Consider the following 21,457-nt stretch of genomic DNA (forward strand, 5'->3'; position numbering starts at 1 on the left):
ATGGTAGATTTATAGTCAACGAAAGTAAAAGGGATTCTCCCTTCCAATACAGTTCTTTGTCTATAAAGGAGGAAACAGTATGTACGTAATTAAAAAAGACAATACCCATGAACCTTGGAATATTCAAAAAGTAGTGGTAGCCGTAAATAAATCAGCTTATCGTGCCTTGGTAAAGTTTACAAAAGAAGAATTGGACTTTGTTTGCAAATATGTTGAAGAAAAAGCCAATTCCTTGGGAAAAGAAGGTATTCCCATCGCCGAAATGCATAACATTGTAGAATCTGCTTTGGAGCAGGTAAAGCCAGAGGTTGCAAAAAGCTATCGGGACTACCGTAACTATAAGCAAGACTTCGTAAAAATGTTAGATGAGGTTTACAAAAAAAGCCAGTCTATCATGTATATCGGAGATAAGGAAAACAGCAATACAGACAGTGCTTTGGTTTCCACAAAGCGTAGCCTAGTTTTCAATCAGTTAAATAAGGAATTATACCAGAAATTCTTTATGACCACAGAAGAACTCCAAGCGTGCCGTGACGGCTATATTTATGTGCATGATATGTCTGCCCGCAGAGATACTATGAACTGTTGCCTTTTTGACGTGAAAACTGTGTTAGAGGGCGGCTTTGAGATGGGTAACCTTTGGTATAACGAGCCCAAAACATTAAATGTTGCTTTTGACGTCATCGGCGATATTGTTCTTTCCGCAGCCAGCCAGCAGTACGGCGGTTTTACCGTACCCTCTGTCGACTTGTTATTGGAACCCTATGCAGAAAAAAGCTATGAAAAGTTCTATCGTCGTTATATTGATATAGGCCTTACGCCAAAAGTGGCAGATCAAGAAGCCATGGCGGATATCCTCAACGATTTTGAACAAGGATTCCAGGGCTGGGAATATAAGTTCAACACCGTGGCCTCTAGCCGTGGCGATTACCCTTTTATTACAATGTCCTTTGGTACAGGCACAGGGAAGTTTGCTAAGCTTGCCTCCATTACCATGCTGAACGTGCGTCGTAATGGTCAAGGTAAGAAAAACTGTAAAAAACCCGTTCTTTTCCCTAAGCTGGTATTCCTCTATGATGAAAACCTCCATGGAAAAGGAAAAGACTTGGAAGATGTTTTTGAAGCAGGTATCCTATGCTCCTCAAAAAGTATGTATCCCGACTGGTTAAGCTTAACGGGTGAGGGCTATGTATCGGATATGTATAAAAAATACGGCGCTATCATTAGCCCTATGGGTTGCCGTGCCTTTTTGTCCCCTTGGTATGAAAAAGGTGGCATGAGGCCCGCCGATGAACAGGACAAGCCTGTATTTGTTGGCCGCTTTAATATCGGTGCTGTAAGCTTGCATCTGCCTATGATTTATGCAAAGGCAAAACAGGAAAGCAAGCCTTTCTTTGAAGTTTTAGACTATTATCTGGATTTAATCCGCAACCTCCATATTCGTACCTATGCCTACCTAGGGGAAATGCGTGCTTCCACCAACCCCTTGGCATACTGCGAAGGCGGGTTTTATGGCGGTAATTTAAATATACACGACAAAATCAAACCTCTTTTAAAAACTGCAACAGCCTCTTTCGGCATTACCGCTCTCAATGAACTGCAAGCGTTGCATAACGGCAAATCCTTGGTAGAAGACGGTCAGTTTGCCATCGATACACTGACACATATCAACGAAAAAATTGCCCAGTTCAAAGAGGAAGATGGAAATCTCTATGCCATTTATGGCACCCCTGCAGAAAGCCTTTGCGGTTTGCAGGTAACGCAGTTCCGTAAAAAATATGGCGTGATTGAAAATGTTTCCGATAGAGCCTATGTAAGCAATAGCTTCCATTGCCATGTAACAGAGGAATTAACACCAATCCAAAAGCAAGATTTGGAAAAACGTTTCTGGGATTTGTCTAATGGTGGAAAAATTCAGTATGTGAAGTATCCCATTGACTATAATCTGGATGCAATTCGCTCACTCATCCGTCGTGCAATGGCCCTTGGCTTCTACGAAGGCGTAAACCTTTCCTTGGCTTACTGTGACGACTGTGGTCACCAAGAACTGGAGATGGATGTTTGCCCCAAATGCGGAAGCCATAACCTTACAAAAATTGATCGTATGAACGGATACCTTTCCTATTCCAGAGTAAAGGGTGATACCCGTTTGAATGAAGCAAAAATGGAAGAAATTGCAGAAAGGAAGAGTATGTAACTTATGCGCTATCATAATATAACGAAGGATGATATGCTAAACGGTGAAGGTCTTCGTGCTGTACTTTGGGTTTCGGGCTGTGACCATGGCTGCAAAGGTTGCCATAATTCCATCACATGGGATCCAAGCGGTGGTATCCCCTTTGATGCAGCCGCAGAAAAAGAGCTTTTTGAAGCCATAGATCATGATTATATCAGTGGCGTCACCCTCAGTGGTGGGGACCCCTTATTCATGGGAAATCGGCAAGAAATGACGGCTCTCACTAAAAATATAAAAGAACGTTTCCCTAACAAAAATATTTGGCTGTATACAGGCTATCGCTGGGAAGAAATCAACACATTGCCCATCATGGAATATGTTGATGTATTGGTTGATGGTCGCTTCGTGGAAGACCTAAAAAGTGCAAAGCTCCACTGGAGGGGCAGTTCCAACCAAAGAATTATAAATGTGCAAAAATCTTTAAAAAATGGCTCTCTTTATCTTTATCATGCAGAGTAACAGAAAGGAATTCTTATGGAAACCATCAAAATTAAATACCTTAGTGACAAAATTGAAAAACTACGCTATATCGACGGGAAGTCCGATTGGGTTGACCTAAGAGCGGCGGAAAAAATAGAGCTAAAGCAAGGGGAATTTCGCCTGATTCCCCTTGGCATTGCCATGCAATTGCCTAAGGGCTACGAGGCTCATATTGTGCCAAGAAGCTCCACCTTCAAGAACTTTGGCGTTATCCAGACCAATCATTGCGGAATTGTGGATGAAAGCTATTGCGGCAATAACGACCAGTGGTTCTTCCCCGTTTTGGCAATGAGAGATACGGTAATCGACGTAAATGACCGCATTTGTCAGTTCCGTATTTTTGAGCATCAGCCTGTACTAAACTTTGAAGAAGCAGAAGACTTAGGCAATCAGGATAGAGGGGGCATTGGCTCCACTGGCAAACAATAAGGTAATACCGCAGAATTCTGTATGCCAGATGCAATCAGATGGACGTGCAAGGCATCTGACGGGAATTATGTGGTGTTGCCATAACCTTTAAAAAGGAGATGCATCTCTTGTGAGTCGGAAATTGTTTTGTGAAATATCTCCACTAACATCACCATGAGCAGGTGGATTTATTTCCTGACTTTGACCGACAAGTCCCTTTTGGAATAGGCACCTCTATCGCCTATAATTACTTAGACTATCGCTTTAAAAATAATACAACTAATACATTCCAAATTTTCGTCTACACTTCCCAAAAATATCTTTGTGGGGGAACTTCGGGCTGACAAGGTTCAGCCCTGCTCCTACCAAATATATAGAATTCTTTTCCCAAGAAGAAGATGGTGTATACCGACATGGTAAAATCTATCGGGAAACCACAGACGTGAATACAGGGGGTTGCATAGAAAAAACTTTTTGCAAAATGCAAAAGTAGCTTATGATACCACCCATTTAAAACTTAGTAATGAACGCAAACACAAAAGACTTTCCACTTCTTTCGAAAATGGAAAGTCTTTTCTTTTTATAATTTGATAGTCATTTGGATTACGTCGTCTGTGATAGTGCCAAGGGTAAGGCCGTTTTTAATTGTACCTACCTCACAAAATCCAAGGCTTTGATATAAGTGGAGGGCTCTTTTGTTACTACCTCGCACCTCAAGGTCAATTTGCTCATATCCGAAACTTCTGCCCTTTTCGAATATGCCACAAACCAGTCTTTTGCCAAGACCATGGCCACGATATTCCTTCATCAAACCAAGGCCAAGATAGCCAATTCTCTCCGTTTTTGGTTGTGCATCGCACCAGCCAACAACTTCATTACTATCCCTATTCACAGCCAACAAAAAGGGTATTTTTTTCTCTATGGTATTCTTCATAAAGGCGATTGTTTCATCCATTGGAAATCCTTCTAGTCTAGCCAAATAAATCTTTTCCCTTGCCACAGCATCAAAGGCTTTGCTGTAAGAGATAATATTTGCTTCCCTTGGTTCCATAAAAACTATTTCCATATGATCACCCCTTGAATACCAAATTCCTTCCGTTGTCTTATTTATGCTGTAGGAGCAACGGCACCGCCATAAGTATTGTTGATATAATCAACCACTGTCTGGCTCTTTAATACCTCAAGAAGTGTAACCAACTCTGGTCTTGCTTCATCCCCTGTTTTTACAGCAATGATATTTGCATATGTAGTTGCTGATAAAGAGTCTGCCGCTTCAATTGCCAAAGTGTCCTCAATTTTCAAACCGTTTTGCATTGCATAGTTGCCGTTAATTACCGCTAAGCTTAAATCGCCGATAGACAAAGGCAGCTGTGCAGCTTCCATTTCAATAATTTCGATGTTTTTAGGGTTTTCCTTAATATCAAGCTTTGTTGCGGTAATGCCAGCTTCAGGATCCAGCTTAATCAAACCACTTGTTTCCAGCAATAATAACGCACGACCACCGTTTGTGCCATCCGCAGGGATACCAACCTTTGCGCCATCAGGCACTTCAGCCAAATCCGTTACAGCAGTGCTGTAAATACCCATGGGTTCATAGTGTACCGCACCCAAGCTTGCAAGATCAGTACCTTGTTCCTGATTAAAGGACTCTAAGTAGGGCAAATGCTGGAAGTAGTTTGCATCCAAATCCCCACTATCCAAAGATAAGTTGGGCTGAACAAAATCAGTGAATTCTACAATTTCCAAGTTAATGCCCTTTGCCGCCAATTCCTCCTTAGCAGCGTTTAAAATTTCCACATGAGGCGTGGGGGATGCCCCAATTTTTAAGGTAACCGCACCGGCTTCATCACCTGTGCTTTCCGTCTCATTTGCCGTTCCTTCTTCTTCGTTGGTGCTACCGCCACAACCTGCAACGCCCAGTGCCAAAACTCCTGTTAATAATAAAGCAAAAAATTTCTTCATAATACATTTCCTCCTCATTATACTCATTTTTATATTGGAAACCTTCTCAGATTTACAAACGTTTATCCGTTCTTTTCGCAATTTGCATTCCTACTTCTTGCAAAACCTGAACGATTATAACCAGTAAAACTACCATAACATACATAATGTCTCTCTGCCCACGGTGATAGCCATAGTTGATGGCAATGGCACCTAAGCCACCACCGCCGATAAAACCAGCCATCGCCGAGTACCCTAAAATTGTTGTCACTGCAATGGCACTACCTACCAATAAAGAAGGCTTTGCCTCAGGCAAAAGTACCTTCACCAAAATTTGAAGTGGGGATGCACCCATAGACTGGGCCGCTTCTACCACACCCTTTTCCACCTCTTTCAATGAAGACTCCACCAAACGAGCTACAAAAGGTGCCGCCGCAACCAACAAGCCTACGATTGCCGCCTTCGCTCCAATTACAGTCCCAACAACCATTTTCGTGAATGGCATAATGGTCACAAGCAAAATTAAAAATGGTACAGAACGGATGATATTAATAATGATACCCAAAACCTGATGAACAATCGGCATGGGGCGAACACCCTCTTTGTCTGTCATAACCAAAATCAATCCCATTGGCAACCCAATGATATATGCAAAAAAAGTGGAAATCATCGTCATATATATACTTTCCCAAAAACCTAACCCAACTAAAGTAAACATACCCTCCTTAAACATAAGTAACCTCCTCTACTTCAACATCTCTTTCCTTTAAATATGCTAACATCTTCTCTCTTGTTTTTTCATCCTCAGGCAATTGAATCATCATCTGCCCATGTACCTTTCCCTCAATCATCCGGGTGTTACCAGAAAGAATGTTAACAACAGCATTACATTCAATCATCATGCTGCCCAAAATTGGCTCGCCTGAACTGCCCCCTTTAAACACCACACGATAACAGTTTGGAATTGGCCCTTCTATGGCCTCTCTATTTGCACCTTCATGATAAACAAGCTCTCTGCCTGCTTTGGTTTTGGGCGCACGGAAAATTTCTTCCACACTACCCATTTCAGCAATTTGCCCCCCATCAATAATGGCAACTCGGTTGCAAATTTCTTGAATCACACTCATTTCATGGGTAATTACTACAATGGTAATCCCTAAGCGTTCATTAATATCTTTCAAAAGGCCCAATACCCCCGCCGTTGTATTGGGGTCAAGGGCGCTGGTTGCTTCATCGCACAAAAGAACCTTTGGTTCTGTTGCCAAGGCTCTGGCGATGGCAACCCTTTGCTTCTGCCCCCCCGAAAGCTGAGAGGGGTACGCCCCTAGTCTCTCGCCCAGGCCAACCAAATCCAATAATTCCTTGGCTCTTGCCTTCGCTTTCTCCTTGGGTACACCGGAAATTTCTAAGGGGAAACATACATTTTCCAAGGCTGTTCTTTGCATTAACAAATGGAACTGCTGAAAAATCATGCCCATGGAATGGCGTTGTAATCTCAAATCCTTTTCACAAAGGCAGGTTAACTCCGTTCCGTCAAGGTAAACACAACCCTCCGTTGGTCTTTCCAATAAGTTGATACAACGTACCAATGTACTCTTGCCAGCACCACTCATACCAATAATCCCAAAGATTTCTCCTTTTTCAATCTTCAAATCAACATTTTTCAGAACTTCCAAGGAGCCTCTTTTTTGTGGGAAGCTCTTTGAAATCCCTTCTAAGTGAATCATTACATCCTTGTTACCCATATCTTTACCACCTTTTCTTTCGCATGCAATAAGAAATCAACCATTCATTCATTCGTTCCACCTCATGGAGCATCATGACTGCCCCCATGATAATATAAAAAGCAATCCTCAAATTACTCTATCTATATACTTTAGGGTTTATAATGCCCAAAACCAAGATTTTTTCTGGGCAATCCTCTTAAATATCCCACAGGGCTTAAGAAAGATAATTTTACAAAACAATAAAAAAGCTCTCGTCCCTAGGACATTCGTGTCCAAGGGACGAGAGCATACGCTTCGTGATACCACCCTAGTTCGCCATAATTTCACAATTATAGCCTCTGCAAGTACGGGCAAAATACAGTGCCGATACTCCGCCGCTATCACGGGCGCCCCCGTCGTAGCCTAAAGGAAAACCCTCTCGGTACGAAGCTCCAAGACCATCTTCCATCTTTTCCGAATTTCCTCCTTCTCAGCTCCTAGGAGGCTCTCTGTAAACCATTCAAGATGTACTCTTCTTTTCTTAGCTTTTAACAATATAAAATGAACTACCCTCATTATACAAATTTCATTTTCTTTGTCAATAAGAAAACTTATATTTTGAGAAATTTATACCCATTTTACACTTCAACTTGCACAAAAATAATTCAATTTTTTATGCATTTATCCTACTAAATAAGAAAAATTGTATTTAATAAAACAGTTTAATCGTTTTTTCTTATTCATTTGAGAGGGTTCACTCTTGGATTATCATAAATTCTTCACAATTTTATTCCGTTGCGGCGTTACTTCCCTCCGCCAGCTCTTTTGGATCCATTCCATACTGTTCAAAAGGGACATCGTGATAAATAAATTTCTCTATCATATCCGCCGCTTGGTTAAGGTCATACACAAAATACCATGCCCCACCAATGGTTACGCCGTCCGACTCAATATTCTCATTGGGTAGGCCTGCTTGCTCTAACATTAGGCCGCCCTTCATCCCCACAGAACCAACTTTTAAAATCTCATCATTGCTCAAGGATGTCTCTACCATAGGTGAGAATTTTCTTACATAAGAAGGATATGCTAATGGGTTAATCTCTAAAGCCTTTTGGAATAAACACTCCAAAACCTTACGCTGTCTTTGTCCACGCATAACGTCTCCACCTATTTTTCGTATTCGAGAATAGCTCACAGCCTGAGGCCCTGTTAAATGCACCAAGCCCGATTCTTGTAATTTTTCCCCTTTTAAAAGATAGTTGTTAATCTGCTGCCTTTCCGCCTCGGTAACTTCCAGCTCAATGCCGCCCATCTCGTCAATGACGTCTGCCAAGGAGTCAAAGTTTACGGAAACATAATCCGTAATGTCTAAGCCAAAACTCTCGTTGATTGTTTGAATTGCCAACTCAGGGCCACCATAAGCGTAAGCATGGTTAATTCTAGTCTTTCCGTGATCCTTTACATCTACATATGTATCTCTGGCAATGGAAATCAATTTAATCTTCCCTGTTTTTCCATTTACCGAAGCAATCATAATGGCATCAGAGCGCCCCTTATTTTCCTCGTTTTGAGAATCAACACCAAATAGTGCAATATTCATTATTTTCTGGCTGCCATATACCCCCAAGTCCTCATTTACAGAAAGGGAGCCTTCGTCAACACTCTGCCGATTTAGGCCACCAATGGTATACATAAAAACCCCGTATAATATGGCAAGAAGTCCACATAGCCCCATTAAAGTAATTAATAGTGTTTTAAAGTACAACTTCCAAAGCTTTTTATCCATGAAGGGATGTCATCCTTTCTACATGTTTCGTCATAACTTTCATTATATTCCTCAATGACAAAAAAAACAATGAAAAATCCTTTAATCCGCTTTTTTTACATATATTCCTAGGTTTCTATTCTTATCTTATTCAAATAAAAAAGGCGGGACACCGTTGGTGTTTCCCGCCTTTTTATATTCACCGCAATTTTAATCAACTCAGTCCTTAATCTCTTCCCAAATTCCCGCTTTGTTGTATAACTCGTAAAAATGGTTCGTGGGGCCTACACCCTTGCCGATTGTTAAGCTATGCTGTATGGCAACGGTAATATATGCTTTGGCAGTGCGAACTGCTTCTTCTACAGATTTCCCCTTTGCTAAGTTTGCCGCAATAGCAGAGGATAATGTACACCCGGTGCCGTGGGTATTTTTTGTCTCAATACGTTCAGAATGCAATGTAATGATTTTTTCACCATCAAACAGCAAATCCGTTGCGTCATCTTCCAAGTGTCCGCCTTTGATCAATACATTTTTTGCACCCATCTTATGAATCATTTTGGCCGCTTCCTCCATAGATACCAAATCGTTGATTTTCATCCCGGTTATCACTTCCGCCTCGGGTAAATTGGGGGTAACTACATAAGCAAGAGGAATCAAGCGTTTAATCAACATCTCTTTTGCCTCTGGCTGCATCAAGTCAAAGCCGCTTTTAGAAATCATAACCGGATCCACAACCACATTGACTGCTTGATGCTCTTCTAACTTATCTGCAATGGCATGGATGGTTTCAATTTGGGAAACCATGCCCACCTTTACCCCACTTACTTCAATGTCAGAGTAAATGGCATCAATTTGAGCACGGATGATTTCCGGTGAAATATCTTGACAGCCAAAAACCCCTTGGGTATTTTGGACGGTTACCGCTGTAATTACGCTCATGCCGTATGTGCCTTGGGCAGAAAAAGCTTTTAAATCTGCCTGTATACCCGCACCTCCACAAGTATCAGAACCCGCTATAGTTAAAACGTGCTTCATATTACCAGCCTCCTAGAAATTATGATATTAATGTCACTGTTTTCAAAATAAGAGAACTATAACAGCAAAGGTCAAAATACTACCGCTATATATTACTGTCATATATTTATTCTTAGATAATTTAGATGTTTTAGTCCCGAACCTTACAACGCTACGAAGCAGGCTTAGAGCTTTTGTATTGGAAAACCTTAGATGAATCCAAAGGGCAATAAACCGTCAGCCTCTAAATTTTCGTGATAACAGCCCTTATTTTAACATAAGGGAAAGCGCTCTACTCCCCTACGTTACTCACAGAAAAAGTAAAAAATTTAAAGTTTTCAAAAAAAAACACAGCCACGAATTCATCGTTTGCTGTGCTCGTTTCCACAAGTAATACGCTTCCCTACGCTGGTATAATCCAGATCAGGTAGAAAGGGTAACAAGCTATTTCCTTGATTCTCAGCCGTTTTTCGGCACCCCCAGCAAAATTTCATTCAATTCTTACAAAATAGCATGATTTCATGCCCATGTCAAGAGGCAAGTCTATGCCACAAAGCCTAAAAGTTCCTTCATCTGGCCTAAAGAAACATAAACCTCCCCATCCACAAGTATGGGATAAATCTTTGTCTCCTTACCATCGTAAAATACCCGAAAATCCGCCTTCTCCATGATACGTTTACCACTATGGTCTAACAATAGTTCATTTCCCAAAGATGTAAAGGCCTTACCAGAAGCTAGATTTAAAGTCTTATTTTCGCCATCAAACTGGGCAGAAAATCCCTTCCCGATCTTGGCCAACTGACGTAATGGCACATAATCCTCATTAAAAATTTCTAATGTGTCCAAAGGATAGGACTTTTCCCCAAAAGTCACAGTTTTCTCCACAACTTGACGATTATCAGAAAGACCCACCCACTTCAACTCATAGGGTTTAATACGGTCTGTATAAATTCCATCTACCCCCATTGCCAATAACTCCTCAAATTGTTTATAACGGTTAATGGTATGGGCATAAACTATGATTCCTTTGCCATGTAGGGTATCTACCACTTCCTGGGTAACCCGATCTTTGTGTATCGTAACCGTGCCAATGCCTTTTGTTACACAAAAATCAGCAATTTGGGTATAATCTGGAGCATTGTTTAGATATAGGGTATAGATCCACTCCTGAAAGGGATAAATTTCCTGAACCCAATCATACATTTCTTCATGATATATCTGTGGAACGATACGCTCTAAGATTTGGGGCTGCTCCATGGCCTCAGCAATTTTCTTCAAATCGCCAAACTGCTTTTGAACCGTTTCCTTATCAGTTTCTTTTGTGTCTGTAATCAAATACACATCAGGATACTGGGCCATTAGACCTAAAACATCTACCGCCGTAATTGGTGTTTGTTCATAAATGATTTTACTATTCTGATAAGTATCCTTATCCATCACCAAAGGCTCGGTGGCATCCTGCTCTAGGCGATAATAAGTTCCGTCTTCTTCGAAGTCATGGCGTGCCACCAAAACACCATCCGACGTATAGGTAAAGTCAATCTCTAAGGCTCGGAATCCGTTCCCCCATGAGGCCAAAAAAGCCTCTTTTGAGTTGGTTTCAATTTTTCCATCAACCTCTCCTAGGGCATGGGCAATCAGAGGGTTTTCCTGCTGCCATCCGCCATACGCAGTAAGGGGCAAGGCTGTCCCCAGCATCGTTGCCAACATCACTGCTGTCATTCTTTTACCAAACATTCCCTTCCCTCCTTTAAAAAAACAAAGAACGGGGATATTCTCCCCGTTTCCTCTTATTCTTCGTCTTCGTCAAATAATTCATTGAACGCAGCGGATACTTTGTCAAACAATTCATCCTCTTCAATTACATTCAATTCAATTTCTTCTCCAACTTCCTTGTATTCATACAGCAAAACTGTCTCGTCTTCCAAGGGCAATAATGCGATAAATTCTTTGCCTTCAACGCCTTCTACTTCAAATACACCAAGAATGCCGCATTCCATTTCTGTATCATCATCCAGTGTTAAAAACATTGTTTCTAATCCCATTTCTTCATCGTGGTCTTGTCCACATCCACAATTATCACTCATACTCAGAACCTCCTTATAGGTAAATCTTTTTACCTATATATCATACCCTATTCTCCGCTTTTGGACAATCACTTTTTTTGGTTTTGCAGTCTATTTTTCTCTTTTTCCGCCTTCTTTTTCGCCTTTGCGGCAAGAAAGCCTAAATCTTCTTTTTTCTCTTCCATTTTTTCTTTCTTTTTAATAACTGGTTTTTGCTGCGTAGGAGGTACTTTTTTCCTTTGTTTCTCCTGATAAGCGGGTTTTTCTTCCACAATTTCATCCTGTTTTTGCTTGTTCTTTCTGGGCTTGTCTAAATCCTTTTTTGTTTTTGTACTATCCACTAATTTACCAAATGACATCTCTTTTTGGGCAAACTGAAGGCCCCAAACCTTTTCATATTTATGCACCCAACGTCTTTCGTAGGGTGAAACCAAAGTAATGGCTGTGCCTTCCGCTCCTTTTCTACCACAGCGTCCCGCTCTATGCAAATAGTGGGTAGGCTCTTCGGGTACATCCATATTGATAATATGGGTAACCCCTTCAATATCAAGGCCTCTTGCACCAATATCGGAAGCCACCAAAACTTGAACCCTTCCCCCACGAAAATCATCCAGTGCATTTTTTCGGTCAAGCTTTCCCACTTGACCGTAAATTCCAACGGCCTTAATTCCATGATAGCAAAGCTTATCAACGGTAACTTCAATATTTTCAGGGTTGTTTAAAAACACAATGGCCCTTTCAGGATTTTCCCCAGCTAAAATTTTCCTAAGTTGCACAAATTTTTCCCTTTGGGTGGTCAAAATATAGAAATGGGAAATCCCCTGGGGAACGAGGCTCCCCGTTTTTGCTTCAACAAATAAAGCATCCTCTTTCATCAGCCTTTTGCCACGTCTTCTGGTTTCTTCCCCAACAGAGGCAGAAAGCAAGACAACCTGCCTCTCTCGCAAGGTAGACTTTACGACCGCTTCCACATCGTCAAAATGACCATCTTCTAAAAGACGATCCCCTTCGTCCAGAACAATGGTTTTCACCAAATGGGCAGAAATTTTTTTACGCTTGATGAGGTCTAAAATTCTCCCTGTGGAACCAACGATAACCTTTGGTTTATCCCTTAGCTTCTCTACCTGACGCTTCACCCCTGCCGATCCAATAATCAGCATACATCCAACGTCCATGCCGCTACTTTCTTCTAGTAGCTCCGCCTGACGAAACACTTGGGCCGCCAACTCATGAGTAGGTGTTAAAATAATTGCCTGTGTGCCCCTTACATTAAAATCTAAGCGTTCAAAAATAGGCAAAAGATATGCCAATGTTTTACCTGACCCTGTTTCTGAACGGCCAATGACATCCTTCCCGGATAAAATCAGGGGTATCATATGCTGTTGTATTTCCGTTGGGAATTCAATATCTTGTTTTGATAATGCATTTACTAAAACTGAAGATATCCCCAATTTTTCAAAATTATTTTCCATGTTCTATTCCTTCCTTATTTTAAGAACAATCATCTCTGTTTATTATCCCAATTATAGCTTGTTTTTATCAGTGTGTAAACCAAATCATTAGACCCTTTCCATCCCTTCAAAATAATCTATGATTCCTAAATAGATTCCCCATGCCACCTTGTCCTGATAAGCTTCATCATTCAAAAGAGTCTCCTCAGAATGGTTGGATAGAAATCCACACTCAACTATGACTGCTGGAATTTCCGTGGTACGAAGTATGTAATAATCCTTATTTTCCTTGGCCAGCCTTTTGTTTGCACTGTCCACATTAGTTTTCAAACTTTCTTGTACCAACTCAGCAAGCCTTTTCCCATCCTGGCTGGATTTATGATAAAAAACCTGTGCACCCTTCACCCCAGAAGATGGAAACGCATTTTGGTGTATGCTTACTAAAATATCCCCATCGCTTTCATTGGCAATCTTCTTTCGCTCCGCCATATCCGCCTTTTTCCCTTTACCCAAGGCTTCATCCGTAGCACGGGTAATAAAAACTGTTGCTCCCCCTTGCTCCAAATATTGCTGCAACTTCCCCATAATGGCCAAATTTATATGTTTTTCATCTTCTCCTCCTCTCCCTTTTCTCCCCGGATCCCAACCACCATGACCAGCATCCAAAATAATCAATTTTTGGTCCACAGGAAGCATGACCCTTGCACTTTGACTGTCTCCTATGGCGGCTATGCAAAAACATATCCCCATAACTACGCATAAACCAAAAAAACCAAATTTATCTTTGACGGAAAATCTCCCTTTCATTTGTCCGCCTCCTTTCTAAATAACCATATGAGGAAGTGGCCAAAAACTTTCTTTAATTTTCTTTTTTATGGACGATTTAAATGAAATTCGACTATAATTATTCTTCCCCACAATAAGACGAAAAATCCAAGTTGATTTACGTAATATTCCATTTTTAGAGCCAATTCCTACATTAATTAATGCATTTTAATTGCTTTTAACGAAAAAACCTTTATTTTTGCTAAATTCCAAAAAAACCAAATGGTATCTTTTTATAGAAAACTCATTTTTACTAGATTGTCCTTTGTCAACTATTTCAAAGCAATTTTTCTCTCTTCCATTTTGCTAATTACATCTATACATGTTGCCAAAGATTTCACAAAACCTTCCTTGCTTTTTGCCCGTTCCTCCAAAAAAAAGCTCCCAGACAAGAAAATCCCCCTTTTTTGTTGACGGTTTCTCTCAAGGTGTTATAATTCTTCTATGACAATTTTTGTACATTTGCCCATCCTATGAAGACAAAAGAGGCAAGTACACAACATCAAATTATTTTAGGAGGCTTATTTTATGGAAAAAAGAGTATTCAATTTCTCAGCAGGACCATCCATGCTACCCGTAGAAGTATTAGAACAAGCGCAACGTGAGCTTGTATGTTATCCTTCCTGTGGCATGTCAGTAATGGAGATGAGCCATCGATCTAAAATGTTTGAATCCATCTTAGCAAAAGCAAAGGCTGATTTAAAAGAATTGATGAACATCCCTGATAACTACAAAATTATGTTCCTTCAGGGCGGCGGCTCTACCCAATTTGCCATGGTTCCTATGAACTTAATGAATAAGAATAAAAAGGCTGATTACGTCGTTACTGGCCAGTGGGCAAAAAAGGCTGCGGAAGAAGCAAAGAAATACGGTGAGGTAAACATCATCGCCACTTCTGCCGATACAACCTTCAATCGTATCCCCCAGTTGGACCCATCTAAGTTCAACAAAGATGCTGATTATTTTTATATCACTTTAAATAACACCATCTATGGTACTCGCTGGACAGAATTGCCCGATACAGGTGACGTACCTTTGGTGGGCGATATGTCATCCTCTATTCTTTCCGAGGTGATCGATGTAACAAAATTCGGTTTGCTCTACGCAGGAGCCCAGAAAAACTTAGGCCCTGCAGGCGTGACAGTTGTTATTATCCGTGAGGATTTAATGGGCAATGCCATGGATTTTACACCAACCATGTTGCGTTATGATATCCATGCCGCCAATGATTCTATGTACAATACCCCACCTACCTATGGTATCTATTTCATGGGGCTTGTATTCGACTGGGTAAAACGTCAGGGTGGTGTTGCTGCCCTTCAAAAAATAAATGAACATAAGGCTTCCTTGCTTTATGACTTCTTAGACTCCTCATCTATGTTTAGAGGAACCGTTGAGCCAAAAGACCGTTCTTTGATGAACGCACCTTTTGTTCTGCCTACTGACGAATTAAATGCGAAATTTATCAAAGAAGCAGAGGTACAGGGCTTCGTAAACCTGAAAGGACATCGTACCGTAGGCGGTATGCGTGCAAGTATGTATAATGCTATGCCCGTAGAAGGTGTGGAACAGCTAGTTGCATTGATGAAAAAGTTTGAGATAGAGAATAAATAAGGAGAAAATCATGTTTACAATTCGTACATTAAATAATATTGCTCCGGTAGGCTTGCATAAATTACCGGAAAAACACTTTAAAATAGATAATAATGCAGAAAATCCTGAAGGAATTATTCTGCGCAGCTTTGATATGCACAATATGCAATTAAACGACAATTTGTTGGCCGTTGCCCGTGCTGGTGCCGGAACAAATAACGTTCCCGTTGACCGCTGTTCTCAAAGGGGTATCCCTGTTTTTAATGCCCCTGGTGGTAATGCCAATGCCGTAAAAGAATTGGTTTTAACGGGTCTTTTGGTTTCTTCCCGCCGTATTGTGGATGGTTCTCAGTGGGTACAATCCATTGCAGACAGTGAAGCCTTGGATAAGGATATTGAAGCAGGAAAGAAAAACTTTGTAGGGCCTGAAATTTTAGGGAAAACCTTGGGTGTAATTGGTTTGGGTGCCATTGGCGTATTGGTTGCCAACGCTGCCATAGATTTGGGTATGGACGTAATTGGCTATGATCCTTACCTTTCCTTAGAATCCGCTTGGCATCTTTCCCCATCTGTGGATAAAGCTGACTCTATCGAAGAAGTTGTAGCCCAAAGTGATTACATTACGTTACATATTCCCTTAAATGCAAAAACAAAGCATACATTTAACGAAGAAATGTTTGGAAAAACCAAAAAAGGTGCTCGCTTGTTAAATTTTGCAAGAGGAGGCTTGGTTGATAATACAGCCATTTTGAAAGCGATCGAAGATGGAATCATCTCCCGTTATATTACAGACTTCCCCGAAAAAGAACTATTGGGCCATGAGGATATTGTGGTAACACCGCACCTGGGTGCCTCCACGCCAGAATCCGAAGAAAACTGTGCCGTAATGGTTTCCGAGGAAATGCGGGATTATTTAATCTACGGAAATGTGAAAAATTCCGTAAACTTCCCCAACTGTACCGTTCCCTATAACGGAAAACCACGTATTGCCGTTTCCCATAGAAACATGGTCAATATGATTGGTCAGTTAGGTGCCGTTTTTACAAAATATAGCGTAAATATCGATAAGCTGGTAAATAATTCCAAGGGCGAATTGGCATATAATATTATCGTGTGTGATAACTTGCCCGAAAATGAGGAAGACTTAGTTAGAGATTTATATGCAATCCATAGCGTTATTAGAGTACGCTTATTGAAATAAGGAGGAAACAACTATGGCAACCATCAGACCCTTTATGGGTATCAGACCTCAGGCAGAACATGCCGAAGCAGTAGCCGCTTTGCCCTATGATGTAATGAATAGTGAAGAAGCACGAGAAATGGTAAAAGGAAAACCTTATTCCTTTTTGCACATTGATAAAGCAGAAGTTGACTTGCCTCAGGGCATTGATGTTTATAGCGATGCTGTCTATGCAAAAGCAAAAGAAAATTTAGAAGATATGATTGCACAGGGCGTTTTTATGCAAGACTTACTGCCCAATTTATATATCTATCGCTTAACTATGAACGGAGTAAGCCAAACAGGCCTTGTTGCTTGTACCTCCATTGATGAATATCTAAACGATACCATCAAAAAACACGAGCTGACCCGTGCAGATAAAGAAGCAGATCGCATTCGTCATGTAGATACCCTAAATGCCAATACAGGCCCTATCTTCATGGCTTATAAAAACAATGAAACAGCAAGGGGTATCATTGAAGGTTGGAAAACCTCCAATAACCCCGTGTATGACTTTGTATCGGACGATGGCATTAGTCATACTGTTTGGGTCATTGACAGTGATACAGAAATCGGAATTTTAGTTGATTCCTTCCGTCAGGTGGAAAATCTCTACATTGCCGATGGGCATCACCGCAATGCCTCCGCTGTAAAAGTTGGTTTAAAAAGAAGGGAAAATAGAGAATTCTATTCTGGTGAAGAAGAGTTTAATTACTACCTTTCCGTACTTTTCCCTGCGGGTGAACTTAAAATTTTGGACTATAACCGTGTAGTAAAAGACTTAAATGGCCATACTTCCCAAGAATTCTTGGCCCTTCTGGACAAGAAATTTGAAGTGACTCCCTATTTAGGGGAAGGACAGTTCCATCCAGAAAAGCCCCACCAGTTTGGCTTGTATCTGGAGGGAAAATGGTTCTCTTTGACAACAAAAGATGCGTTTATCTCCAACGACCCCGTATTGGGACTGGATGTTTCCATTTTACAAAAAGAAGTTTTGGAACCTCTCCTTGCCATTGGTGACCCCCGTACTGACAGCCGCATCGACTTTGTAGGCGGCATCCGTGGTTTGGCCGAGTTGGAGAAACGGGTAAATAGCGGCGAAATGAAGCTTGCTTTCTCTCTTTATCCTACTTCTATGGATGAATTGATGGGTGTAGCCGACGCAGGGCTCACGATGCCTCCCAAGTCCACATGGTTTGAACCAAAATTAAGAAGTGGTCTCTTCCTTCATGATTTAGGAGAATAAAAGTTAAGTAATGATACCCCAGATGCAAATTTTTCAAATATCTGGGGTTATTTTATTAAATTTTTATAGAATAAAAATCCCTCTTTCCCACATACTAAAGGAAAAGGAGGGATTACTATGAGAAAATTCACCACAGGTCTTTTAATCGGCGGTGTCGCAACCATGGCTGGCATTTCTTACTTGATGCAAGACCAAAAAACTTACCGCAAAATGATGAAAAATGGCAAAAAAATGGCGGTAAAAGCCGAAGAAGTAATTGATGATATGATGGACGATTTAATTGATAAATGATCTTTAAGGTAATGACCACAAAAATTTGTGGTCATTATATTCTTTCAAGAAACAAAATGATAAGCCAGCAAACGTCGCTGGCTTTCCCTTGGCTTCAGCTACTTTTTTGCCTACGCTTTAACTCCAGATTTTATAGGCTGCAGCCAAAGTCAAATTAAGACAGCCCAAAAATTGCGGGCCGCCTTATTCTAAAAATATGCCTAAGTTGTAATTATTCATTGGTTTCTTCACAAGTATTAATACCCTTCTTATCCAAATACATATTTTTATCCGATTCTTGAAGTAATCGCTCTATACATTGGGGTGTATTTTTAAAACAAGAGGTATAAGCTATTCCAAAGTCCGCTGTTATGGTATAACCCTGACACTGGTTCACTTTTATCCCCCTATTGATTCTATCTCTGGCTATCTGGGTGACCCTCTGTGCAGCCATATAATCACAATTTATGAGTATTACTAAAAACTCGTCTCCGCCCATGCGTATCACGGCATCCCCTTCACCAATACAAGATCGCAGGATCTCTGCCGTTTGAACCAGTACCGTATCCCCAACGGTATGCCCAAAAGAGTCATTGATTTCTTTAAATTCATGTAAATCCACCATGATAAAATTAAGTTCTTTTACAGAAGCCCCCTGATTATCATATAAAAATAGTCTTTCATCAAAGTATCTACGATTATACACTTTCGTTAACGAGTCCTCATAAAGCTTCTTTTCAACAGAGGCTATTCTTTTCGCAAAGGCATTTTTACCATACGCCTCAAAAAAAACTTCGTCTGTCATCTTGCATAGAATCTCCATTGCAAAATTAGACTCCGTTCCATCTTCCATGATTACTGTAACTGGTTTCGCCACTATAAAATACAATTCTTCATTTACAAACTCAAATTTTGTCTGCCGCTGGTTAAACTGCAAAGCGTGCAGGCTAATACAATTTTCGCATCGGCCTTTTTTATTCCATACTTTGTGGCAAAAATATTCTTCCCAAACAATTTCTCCGTTTTCCAAAAAGCTTAGAACCCTTCGATTCACAGGGTCTACCAAACGTACTTTGTCAAATATGCCGGATAAATGTGCCATAGACTCTCGTACTTCCTGAATGCTATATTTCATCATACTATCCTCCGTGCATTTTCACCGCTAAAGCTAGCTTTTTATTTTTTGTCTTTACCCCCATATTCATTTTAACTGCTGCCTCTGCGCTAATCTACGGCAAAAATAGGAAAAACGATAACCACTGAATCCCGTGATTACCGTTTTTACGCAGCAATGGACTTTCCCAACAGGCGTGTCTATTGAGCTTCCTCTTATTTTTCTTCAGAATCATTTTGTTTTTCATCGTTAGAAGTTTCTTCTGAAAGATTTCCTTCTACCAATTCTTCTGCAACTTGATTCGCCTCTATATTTTCTTCATCCTCTTCCCAATCGTCCAAATCTACGTTGCCGAACGTTGACTTTAAGAAGCTTTCCGCATCGTCTATTTGAGTAAGCTGCATCTGCAAGGAGTTTAAAACGGCCTCAACATTTTTCGCATACTCTTCCTCTTCTTGAGGGGCTGTATTTTCTAAAAGAGGCACTACTTCGGCATGGTTTGCGTCCTGCTCACCATCTTCTTCTGCCATCTCCTGTTGATCCGTCTGGCTCCAGTCCTCAGCCTGGTCTCTGGCTTTCTTTTCCTTCATTTTTTCCCGATAATTCTTTACATCTGCTTTTAAACCGTCCATCATTTCCGCCATGCGGAATGCTGCACTTCTAACTGCAGGTTCAAAATCCTCAGCCTTTTCGGAAACTTTATTGGCCATGTCTTTTACAGTGGGTTGAATTTTTTCTGCCTGCTCTCCCACTACTTTTGCAACGGACTGGAAGGCATCCCCAGCCTTACCTAATGCATCACCCATGGTTTTACCAATTTTTTCTTTATCCAAGCCCATCCCACCTTGCAGTGTTAATAATAAACGCTCTGCTTCCTGAGCATTAATAATGCCTTTTTCCAGCATGTTTAAAACCGCCATACGTTCGTCTTTCATTGGTCGTTCCTCCTTGTGCTCGGATTTCATATAAATATTATATTCATCAGGTCTATTCCCGCTTATACCAAAGGCAAATAAAATGCTCTCAACGATACGTCTGGAAGCCTGTCCATCCCCAAAAGGGTTTTTGGCTTGGGCCATCTTTGCGTATTCTTCCTCGTTATCTAAAAGCTCCTTGGCCGTAATATAAATCATTTCTTCATCGGTTCCAACAAGCTTTAACGTACCGGCTTCTACACCCTCAGGTCGTTCGGTAACATTTCGTAGAACCAACACGGGTTTTCCCATAGAAGGAACTTCTTCCTGCAACCCACCACTGTCAGTCAAAACCAAATAAGAACGGCACATTAAATTATGCATATCCTTTAAATCCAAAGGGTCCGTCAGATGTATTCTTTCCGTCTGTCCAAGAATTTTGTTTACAGGTTCCATAACTGCAGGGTTTTTATGCACTGCATAAACAACCTCCACATCAGGATATTCTTCCACCAAGCGTTTTACGCTACGACAAATATTTTCTAAAGGCTCCCCAAGGTTTTCCCTTCTGTGTGCTGTCATCGCAATGACACGTTTATTTTCAAAATCAATCTGATTCAATTCCTCTACAGAAAAAGTATATTCTTCCTCAATCGTATGTGCCAAAGCATCAATAACGGTATTTCCTGTAACAAAAATAGTACTTTCGTCAATATTTTCTTTTAAAAGATGCTCCTTCGCCAAGGGCGTGGGAGAAAAGTGCAAATCCGTTAATGCTCCTGTTAGCCGACGATTCATCTCCTCGGGGAAAGGCTGATACTTATCATAAGTCCGCAGTCCTGCTTCCACATGCCCAACTTTTGTTTGATTATAATATGCCGCCAAAGCCCCTGCAAAAGTGGTAGAGGTGTCCCCATGGACCAAAACAATATCTGGCTTTTCCTTTGCCATAACCTCTTCCAAGCCCGTTAGTGCACGAGTTGTAATCCCCGCCAAAGTCTGACGAGTCTGCATAATATCTAAATCATAAGCAGGGTGCAGATCAAAAATTTCTAACACTTGATCTAACATTTCTCTATGCTGTGCTGTAACACATACAATGCTTTTAATTTGTTCATTTTTTTCCAGTTCCTTCACAAGAGGGGCCATTTTAATTGCCTCGGGTCTTGTTCCGAAAACACTCATTACTTTAATTTTATTCATGGTACA

General features: G+C 40.8%; 20 protein-coding genes, 1 riboswitch and 1 other annotated feature. Of the genes, 8 read left to right on the forward strand and 12 right to left on the reverse strand.

Features of this window, described 5'->3' with window-relative positions; genetic code table 11:
- The first annotated feature begins 79 nt into the window (after window positions 1-79).
- From nrdD to RBQ60_RS15565, 4 genes are all read left to right on the forward strand, one after another.
- Window positions 80-2,197 carry an anaerobic ribonucleoside-triphosphate reductase gene (nrdD, locus tag RBQ60_RS14775; RefSeq protein WP_307884433.1) on the forward strand — a complete coding sequence of 706 codons (2,118 nt, stop codon included), beginning with the start codon at window positions 80-82 and terminating at the stop codon, window positions 2,195-2,197.
- A 3-nt stretch (window positions 2,198-2,200) separates the two neighbouring features.
- Window positions 2,201-2,695, forward strand: a complete 495-nt coding sequence (gene nrdG, locus RBQ60_RS14780; RefSeq protein WP_307884434.1) for an anaerobic ribonucleoside-triphosphate reductase activating protein — start codon at window positions 2,201-2,203, stop codon at window positions 2,693-2,695.
- A gap of 15 nt (window positions 2,696-2,710) precedes the next feature.
- Window positions 2,711-3,145, forward strand: coding sequence for a dUTP diphosphatase (locus RBQ60_RS14785; protein WP_307884435.1), 435 nt, complete (start codon window positions 2,711-2,713; stop codon window positions 3,143-3,145).
- A 161-nt stretch (window positions 3,146-3,306) separates the two neighbouring features.
- Window positions 3,307-3,468: a VanW family protein gene (locus tag RBQ60_RS15565; protein ID WP_442871372.1), complete on the forward strand. Its 162-nt coding sequence runs from the start codon at window positions 3,307-3,309 to the stop codon at window positions 3,466-3,468.
- Window positions 3,469-3,704: 236 nt separating this feature from the next.
- Here RBQ60_RS15565 and RBQ60_RS14790 read toward each other — a convergent pair whose 3' ends face one another.
- The 10 genes from RBQ60_RS14790 to RBQ60_RS14835 all read right to left on the reverse strand — a co-directional run bounded on the left by RBQ60_RS14790 (window position 3,705) and on the right by RBQ60_RS14835 (window position 13,874).
- A complete protein-coding gene (locus tag RBQ60_RS14790) occupies window positions 3,705-4,190 on the reverse strand; it encodes a GNAT family N-acetyltransferase (protein WP_307884436.1) in 486 nt (161 codons plus the stop codon).
- Window positions 4,191-4,231: 41 nt separating this feature from the next.
- Window positions 4,232-5,086 carry a MetQ/NlpA family ABC transporter substrate-binding protein gene (locus RBQ60_RS14795; RefSeq protein WP_307884437.1) on the reverse strand — a complete coding sequence of 285 codons (855 nt, stop codon included), beginning with the start codon at window positions 5,084-5,086 and terminating at the stop codon, window positions 4,232-4,234.
- A 52-nt stretch (window positions 5,087-5,138) separates the two neighbouring features.
- Entirely contained in the window at window positions 5,139-5,798 is a 660-nt protein-coding gene (locus RBQ60_RS14800) for a methionine ABC transporter permease (protein ID WP_307884438.1), read from the reverse strand.
- Window positions 5,791-6,810: a methionine ABC transporter ATP-binding protein gene (locus RBQ60_RS14805; protein ID WP_307884439.1), complete on the reverse strand. Its 1,020-nt coding sequence runs from the start codon at window positions 6,808-6,810 to the stop codon at window positions 5,791-5,793. Before RBQ60_RS14805 ends, RBQ60_RS14800 begins: the two co-directional genes overlap by 8 nt.
- A 254-nt stretch (window positions 6,811-7,064) precedes the next feature.
- Window positions 7,065-7,323 (reverse strand) — a binding site (T-box leader).
- A gap of 235 nt (window positions 7,324-7,558) precedes the next feature.
- The gene (locus RBQ60_RS14810) at window positions 7,559-8,557 is read right to left on the reverse strand and encodes an LCP family protein (protein ID WP_307884440.1); all 999 of its coding nucleotides are present in this window, start codon (window positions 8,555-8,557) and stop codon (window positions 7,559-7,561) included.
- Window positions 8,558-8,755: 198 nt separating this feature from the next.
- Window positions 8,756-9,571 carry a bifunctional hydroxymethylpyrimidine kinase/phosphomethylpyrimidine kinase gene (thiD, locus tag RBQ60_RS14815; RefSeq protein ID WP_307884441.1) on the reverse strand — a complete coding sequence of 272 codons (816 nt, stop codon included), beginning with the start codon at window positions 9,569-9,571 and terminating at the stop codon, window positions 8,756-8,758.
- A gap of 362 nt (window positions 9,572-9,933) precedes the next feature.
- Window positions 9,934-10,041: riboswitch (TPP riboswitch) on the reverse strand.
- A 52-nt stretch (window positions 10,042-10,093) separates the two neighbouring features.
- Window positions 10,094-11,287 (reverse strand): phosphatidylinositol-specific phospholipase C/glycerophosphodiester phosphodiesterase family protein, encoded by a 1,194-nt coding sequence (locus tag RBQ60_RS14820; protein WP_307884442.1) that lies wholly within the window; start codon window positions 11,285-11,287, stop codon window positions 10,094-10,096.
- A 53-nt stretch (window positions 11,288-11,340) separates the two neighbouring features.
- The gene (locus tag RBQ60_RS14825; RefSeq protein WP_307884444.1) at window positions 11,341-11,637 is read right to left on the reverse strand and encodes a DUF1292 domain-containing protein; all 297 of its coding nucleotides are present in this window, start codon (window positions 11,635-11,637) and stop codon (window positions 11,341-11,343) included.
- A 68-nt stretch (window positions 11,638-11,705) separates the two neighbouring features.
- A complete protein-coding gene (locus RBQ60_RS14830; RefSeq protein ID WP_307884446.1) occupies window positions 11,706-13,088 on the reverse strand; it encodes a DEAD/DEAH box helicase in 1,383 nt (460 codons plus the stop codon).
- Between the two features lie 87 nt (window positions 13,089-13,175).
- The gene (locus RBQ60_RS14835) at window positions 13,176-13,874 is read right to left on the reverse strand and encodes an N-acetylmuramoyl-L-alanine amidase (RefSeq protein ID WP_307884447.1); all 699 of its coding nucleotides are present in this window, start codon (window positions 13,872-13,874) and stop codon (window positions 13,176-13,178) included.
- A gap of 546 nt (window positions 13,875-14,420) precedes the next feature.
- On the opposite strand from RBQ60_RS14835, the gene serC reads away from it, so the two are divergent.
- The 4 genes from serC (at window position 14,421) to RBQ60_RS14855 (ending at window position 18,241) form a co-directional block, all read left to right on the forward strand.
- On the forward strand, window positions 14,421-15,506 hold the full coding sequence (serC, locus tag RBQ60_RS14840) for a 3-phosphoserine/phosphohydroxythreonine transaminase (protein WP_307884448.1): 1,086 nt from the start codon (window positions 14,421-14,423) through the stop codon (window positions 15,504-15,506).
- Between the two features lie 10 nt (window positions 15,507-15,516).
- The gene (locus RBQ60_RS14845) at window positions 15,517-16,686 is read left to right on the forward strand and encodes a 3-phosphoglycerate dehydrogenase family protein (protein WP_307884449.1); all 1,170 of its coding nucleotides are present in this window, start codon (window positions 15,517-15,519) and stop codon (window positions 16,684-16,686) included.
- A 13-nt stretch (window positions 16,687-16,699) separates the two neighbouring features.
- On the forward strand, window positions 16,700-17,950 hold the full coding sequence (locus RBQ60_RS14850) for a DUF1015 domain-containing protein (RefSeq protein ID WP_307884451.1): 1,251 nt from the start codon (window positions 16,700-16,702) through the stop codon (window positions 17,948-17,950).
- Between the two features lie 117 nt (window positions 17,951-18,067).
- Complete coding sequence (locus RBQ60_RS14855) at window positions 18,068-18,241, forward strand: hypothetical protein (protein ID WP_307884452.1); 174 nt, start codon at window positions 18,068-18,070, stop codon at window positions 18,239-18,241.
- 211 nt (window positions 18,242-18,452) lie between these two features.
- Here the strand turns inward: RBQ60_RS14855 and RBQ60_RS14860 are convergent, their stop codons facing one another.
- Window positions 18,453-19,358 carry a GGDEF domain-containing protein gene (locus RBQ60_RS14860; RefSeq protein ID WP_307884454.1) on the reverse strand — a complete coding sequence of 302 codons (906 nt, stop codon included), beginning with the start codon at window positions 19,356-19,358 and terminating at the stop codon, window positions 18,453-18,455.
- Window positions 19,359-19,549: 191 nt separating this feature from the next.
- On the reverse strand, window positions 19,550-21,451 hold the full coding sequence (gene wecB / locus RBQ60_RS15570; protein ID WP_331654215.1) for a non-hydrolyzing UDP-N-acetylglucosamine 2-epimerase: 1,902 nt from the start codon (window positions 21,449-21,451) through the stop codon (window positions 19,550-19,552).
- Window positions 21,452-21,457: the final 6 nt, after the last annotated feature.

This window comes from Anaerotignum sp. MB30-C6 (assembly GCF_030908465.1).
Classification (GTDB): domain Bacteria; phylum Bacillota; class Clostridia; order Lachnospirales; family Anaerotignaceae; genus Chakrabartyella.

Bases quoted from the DNA above. Each gene is read 5' to 3' on its own strand.
- nrdD (WP_307884433.1), top strand. From the start codon at position 80: ATGTACGTAATTAAAAAAGACAATACCCATGAACCTTGGAATATTCAA.
- nrdG (WP_307884434.1), top strand. From the start codon at position 2,201: ATGCGCTATCATAATATAACGAAGGATGATATGCTAAACGGTGAAGGT.
- RBQ60_RS14785 (WP_307884435.1), top strand. From the start codon at position 2,711: ATGGAAACCATCAAAATTAAATACCTTAGTGACAAAATTGAAAAACTA.
- RBQ60_RS14790 (WP_307884436.1), bottom strand. From the start codon at position 4,190: ATGGAAATAGTTTTTATGGAACCAAGGGAAGCAAATATTATCTCTTAC.
- RBQ60_RS14795 (WP_307884437.1), bottom strand. From the start codon at position 5,086: ATGAAGAAATTTTTTGCTTTATTATTAACAGGAGTTTTGGCACTGGGC.
- RBQ60_RS14800 (WP_307884438.1), bottom strand. From the start codon at position 5,798: ATGTTTAAGGAGGGTATGTTTACTTTAGTTGGGTTAGGTTTTTGGGAA.
- RBQ60_RS14805 (WP_307884439.1), bottom strand. From the start codon at position 6,810: ATGGGTAACAAGGATGTAATGATTCACTTAGAAGGGATTTCAAAGAGC.
- RBQ60_RS14810 (WP_307884440.1), bottom strand. From the start codon at position 8,557: ATGGATAAAAAGCTTTGGAAGTTGTACTTTAAAACACTATTAATTACT.
- thiD (WP_307884441.1), bottom strand. From the start codon at position 9,571: ATGAAGCACGTTTTAACTATAGCGGGTTCTGATACTTGTGGAGGTGCG.
- RBQ60_RS14820 (WP_307884442.1), bottom strand. From the start codon at position 11,287: ATGTTTGGTAAAAGAATGACAGCAGTGATGTTGGCAACGATGCTGGGG.
- RBQ60_RS14825 (WP_307884444.1), bottom strand. From the start codon at position 11,637: ATGAGTGATAATTGTGGATGTGGACAAGACCACGATGAAGAAATGGGA.
- RBQ60_RS14830 (WP_307884446.1), bottom strand. From the start codon at position 13,088: ATGGAAAATAATTTTGAAAAATTGGGGATATCTTCAGTTTTAGTAAAT.
- RBQ60_RS14835 (WP_307884447.1), bottom strand. From the start codon at position 13,874: ATGAAAGGGAGATTTTCCGTCAAAGATAAATTTGGTTTTTTTGGTTTA.
- serC (WP_307884448.1), top strand. From the start codon at position 14,421: ATGGAAAAAAGAGTATTCAATTTCTCAGCAGGACCATCCATGCTACCC.
- RBQ60_RS14845 (WP_307884449.1), top strand. From the start codon at position 15,517: ATGTTTACAATTCGTACATTAAATAATATTGCTCCGGTAGGCTTGCAT.
- RBQ60_RS14850 (WP_307884451.1), top strand. From the start codon at position 16,700: ATGGCAACCATCAGACCCTTTATGGGTATCAGACCTCAGGCAGAACAT.
- RBQ60_RS14855 (WP_307884452.1), top strand. From the start codon at position 18,068: ATGAGAAAATTCACCACAGGTCTTTTAATCGGCGGTGTCGCAACCATG.
- RBQ60_RS14860 (WP_307884454.1), bottom strand. From the start codon at position 19,358: ATGATGAAATATAGCATTCAGGAAGTACGAGAGTCTATGGCACATTTA.
- wecB (WP_331654215.1), bottom strand. From the start codon at position 21,451: ATGAATAAAATTAAAGTAATGAGTGTTTTCGGAACAAGACCCGAGGCA.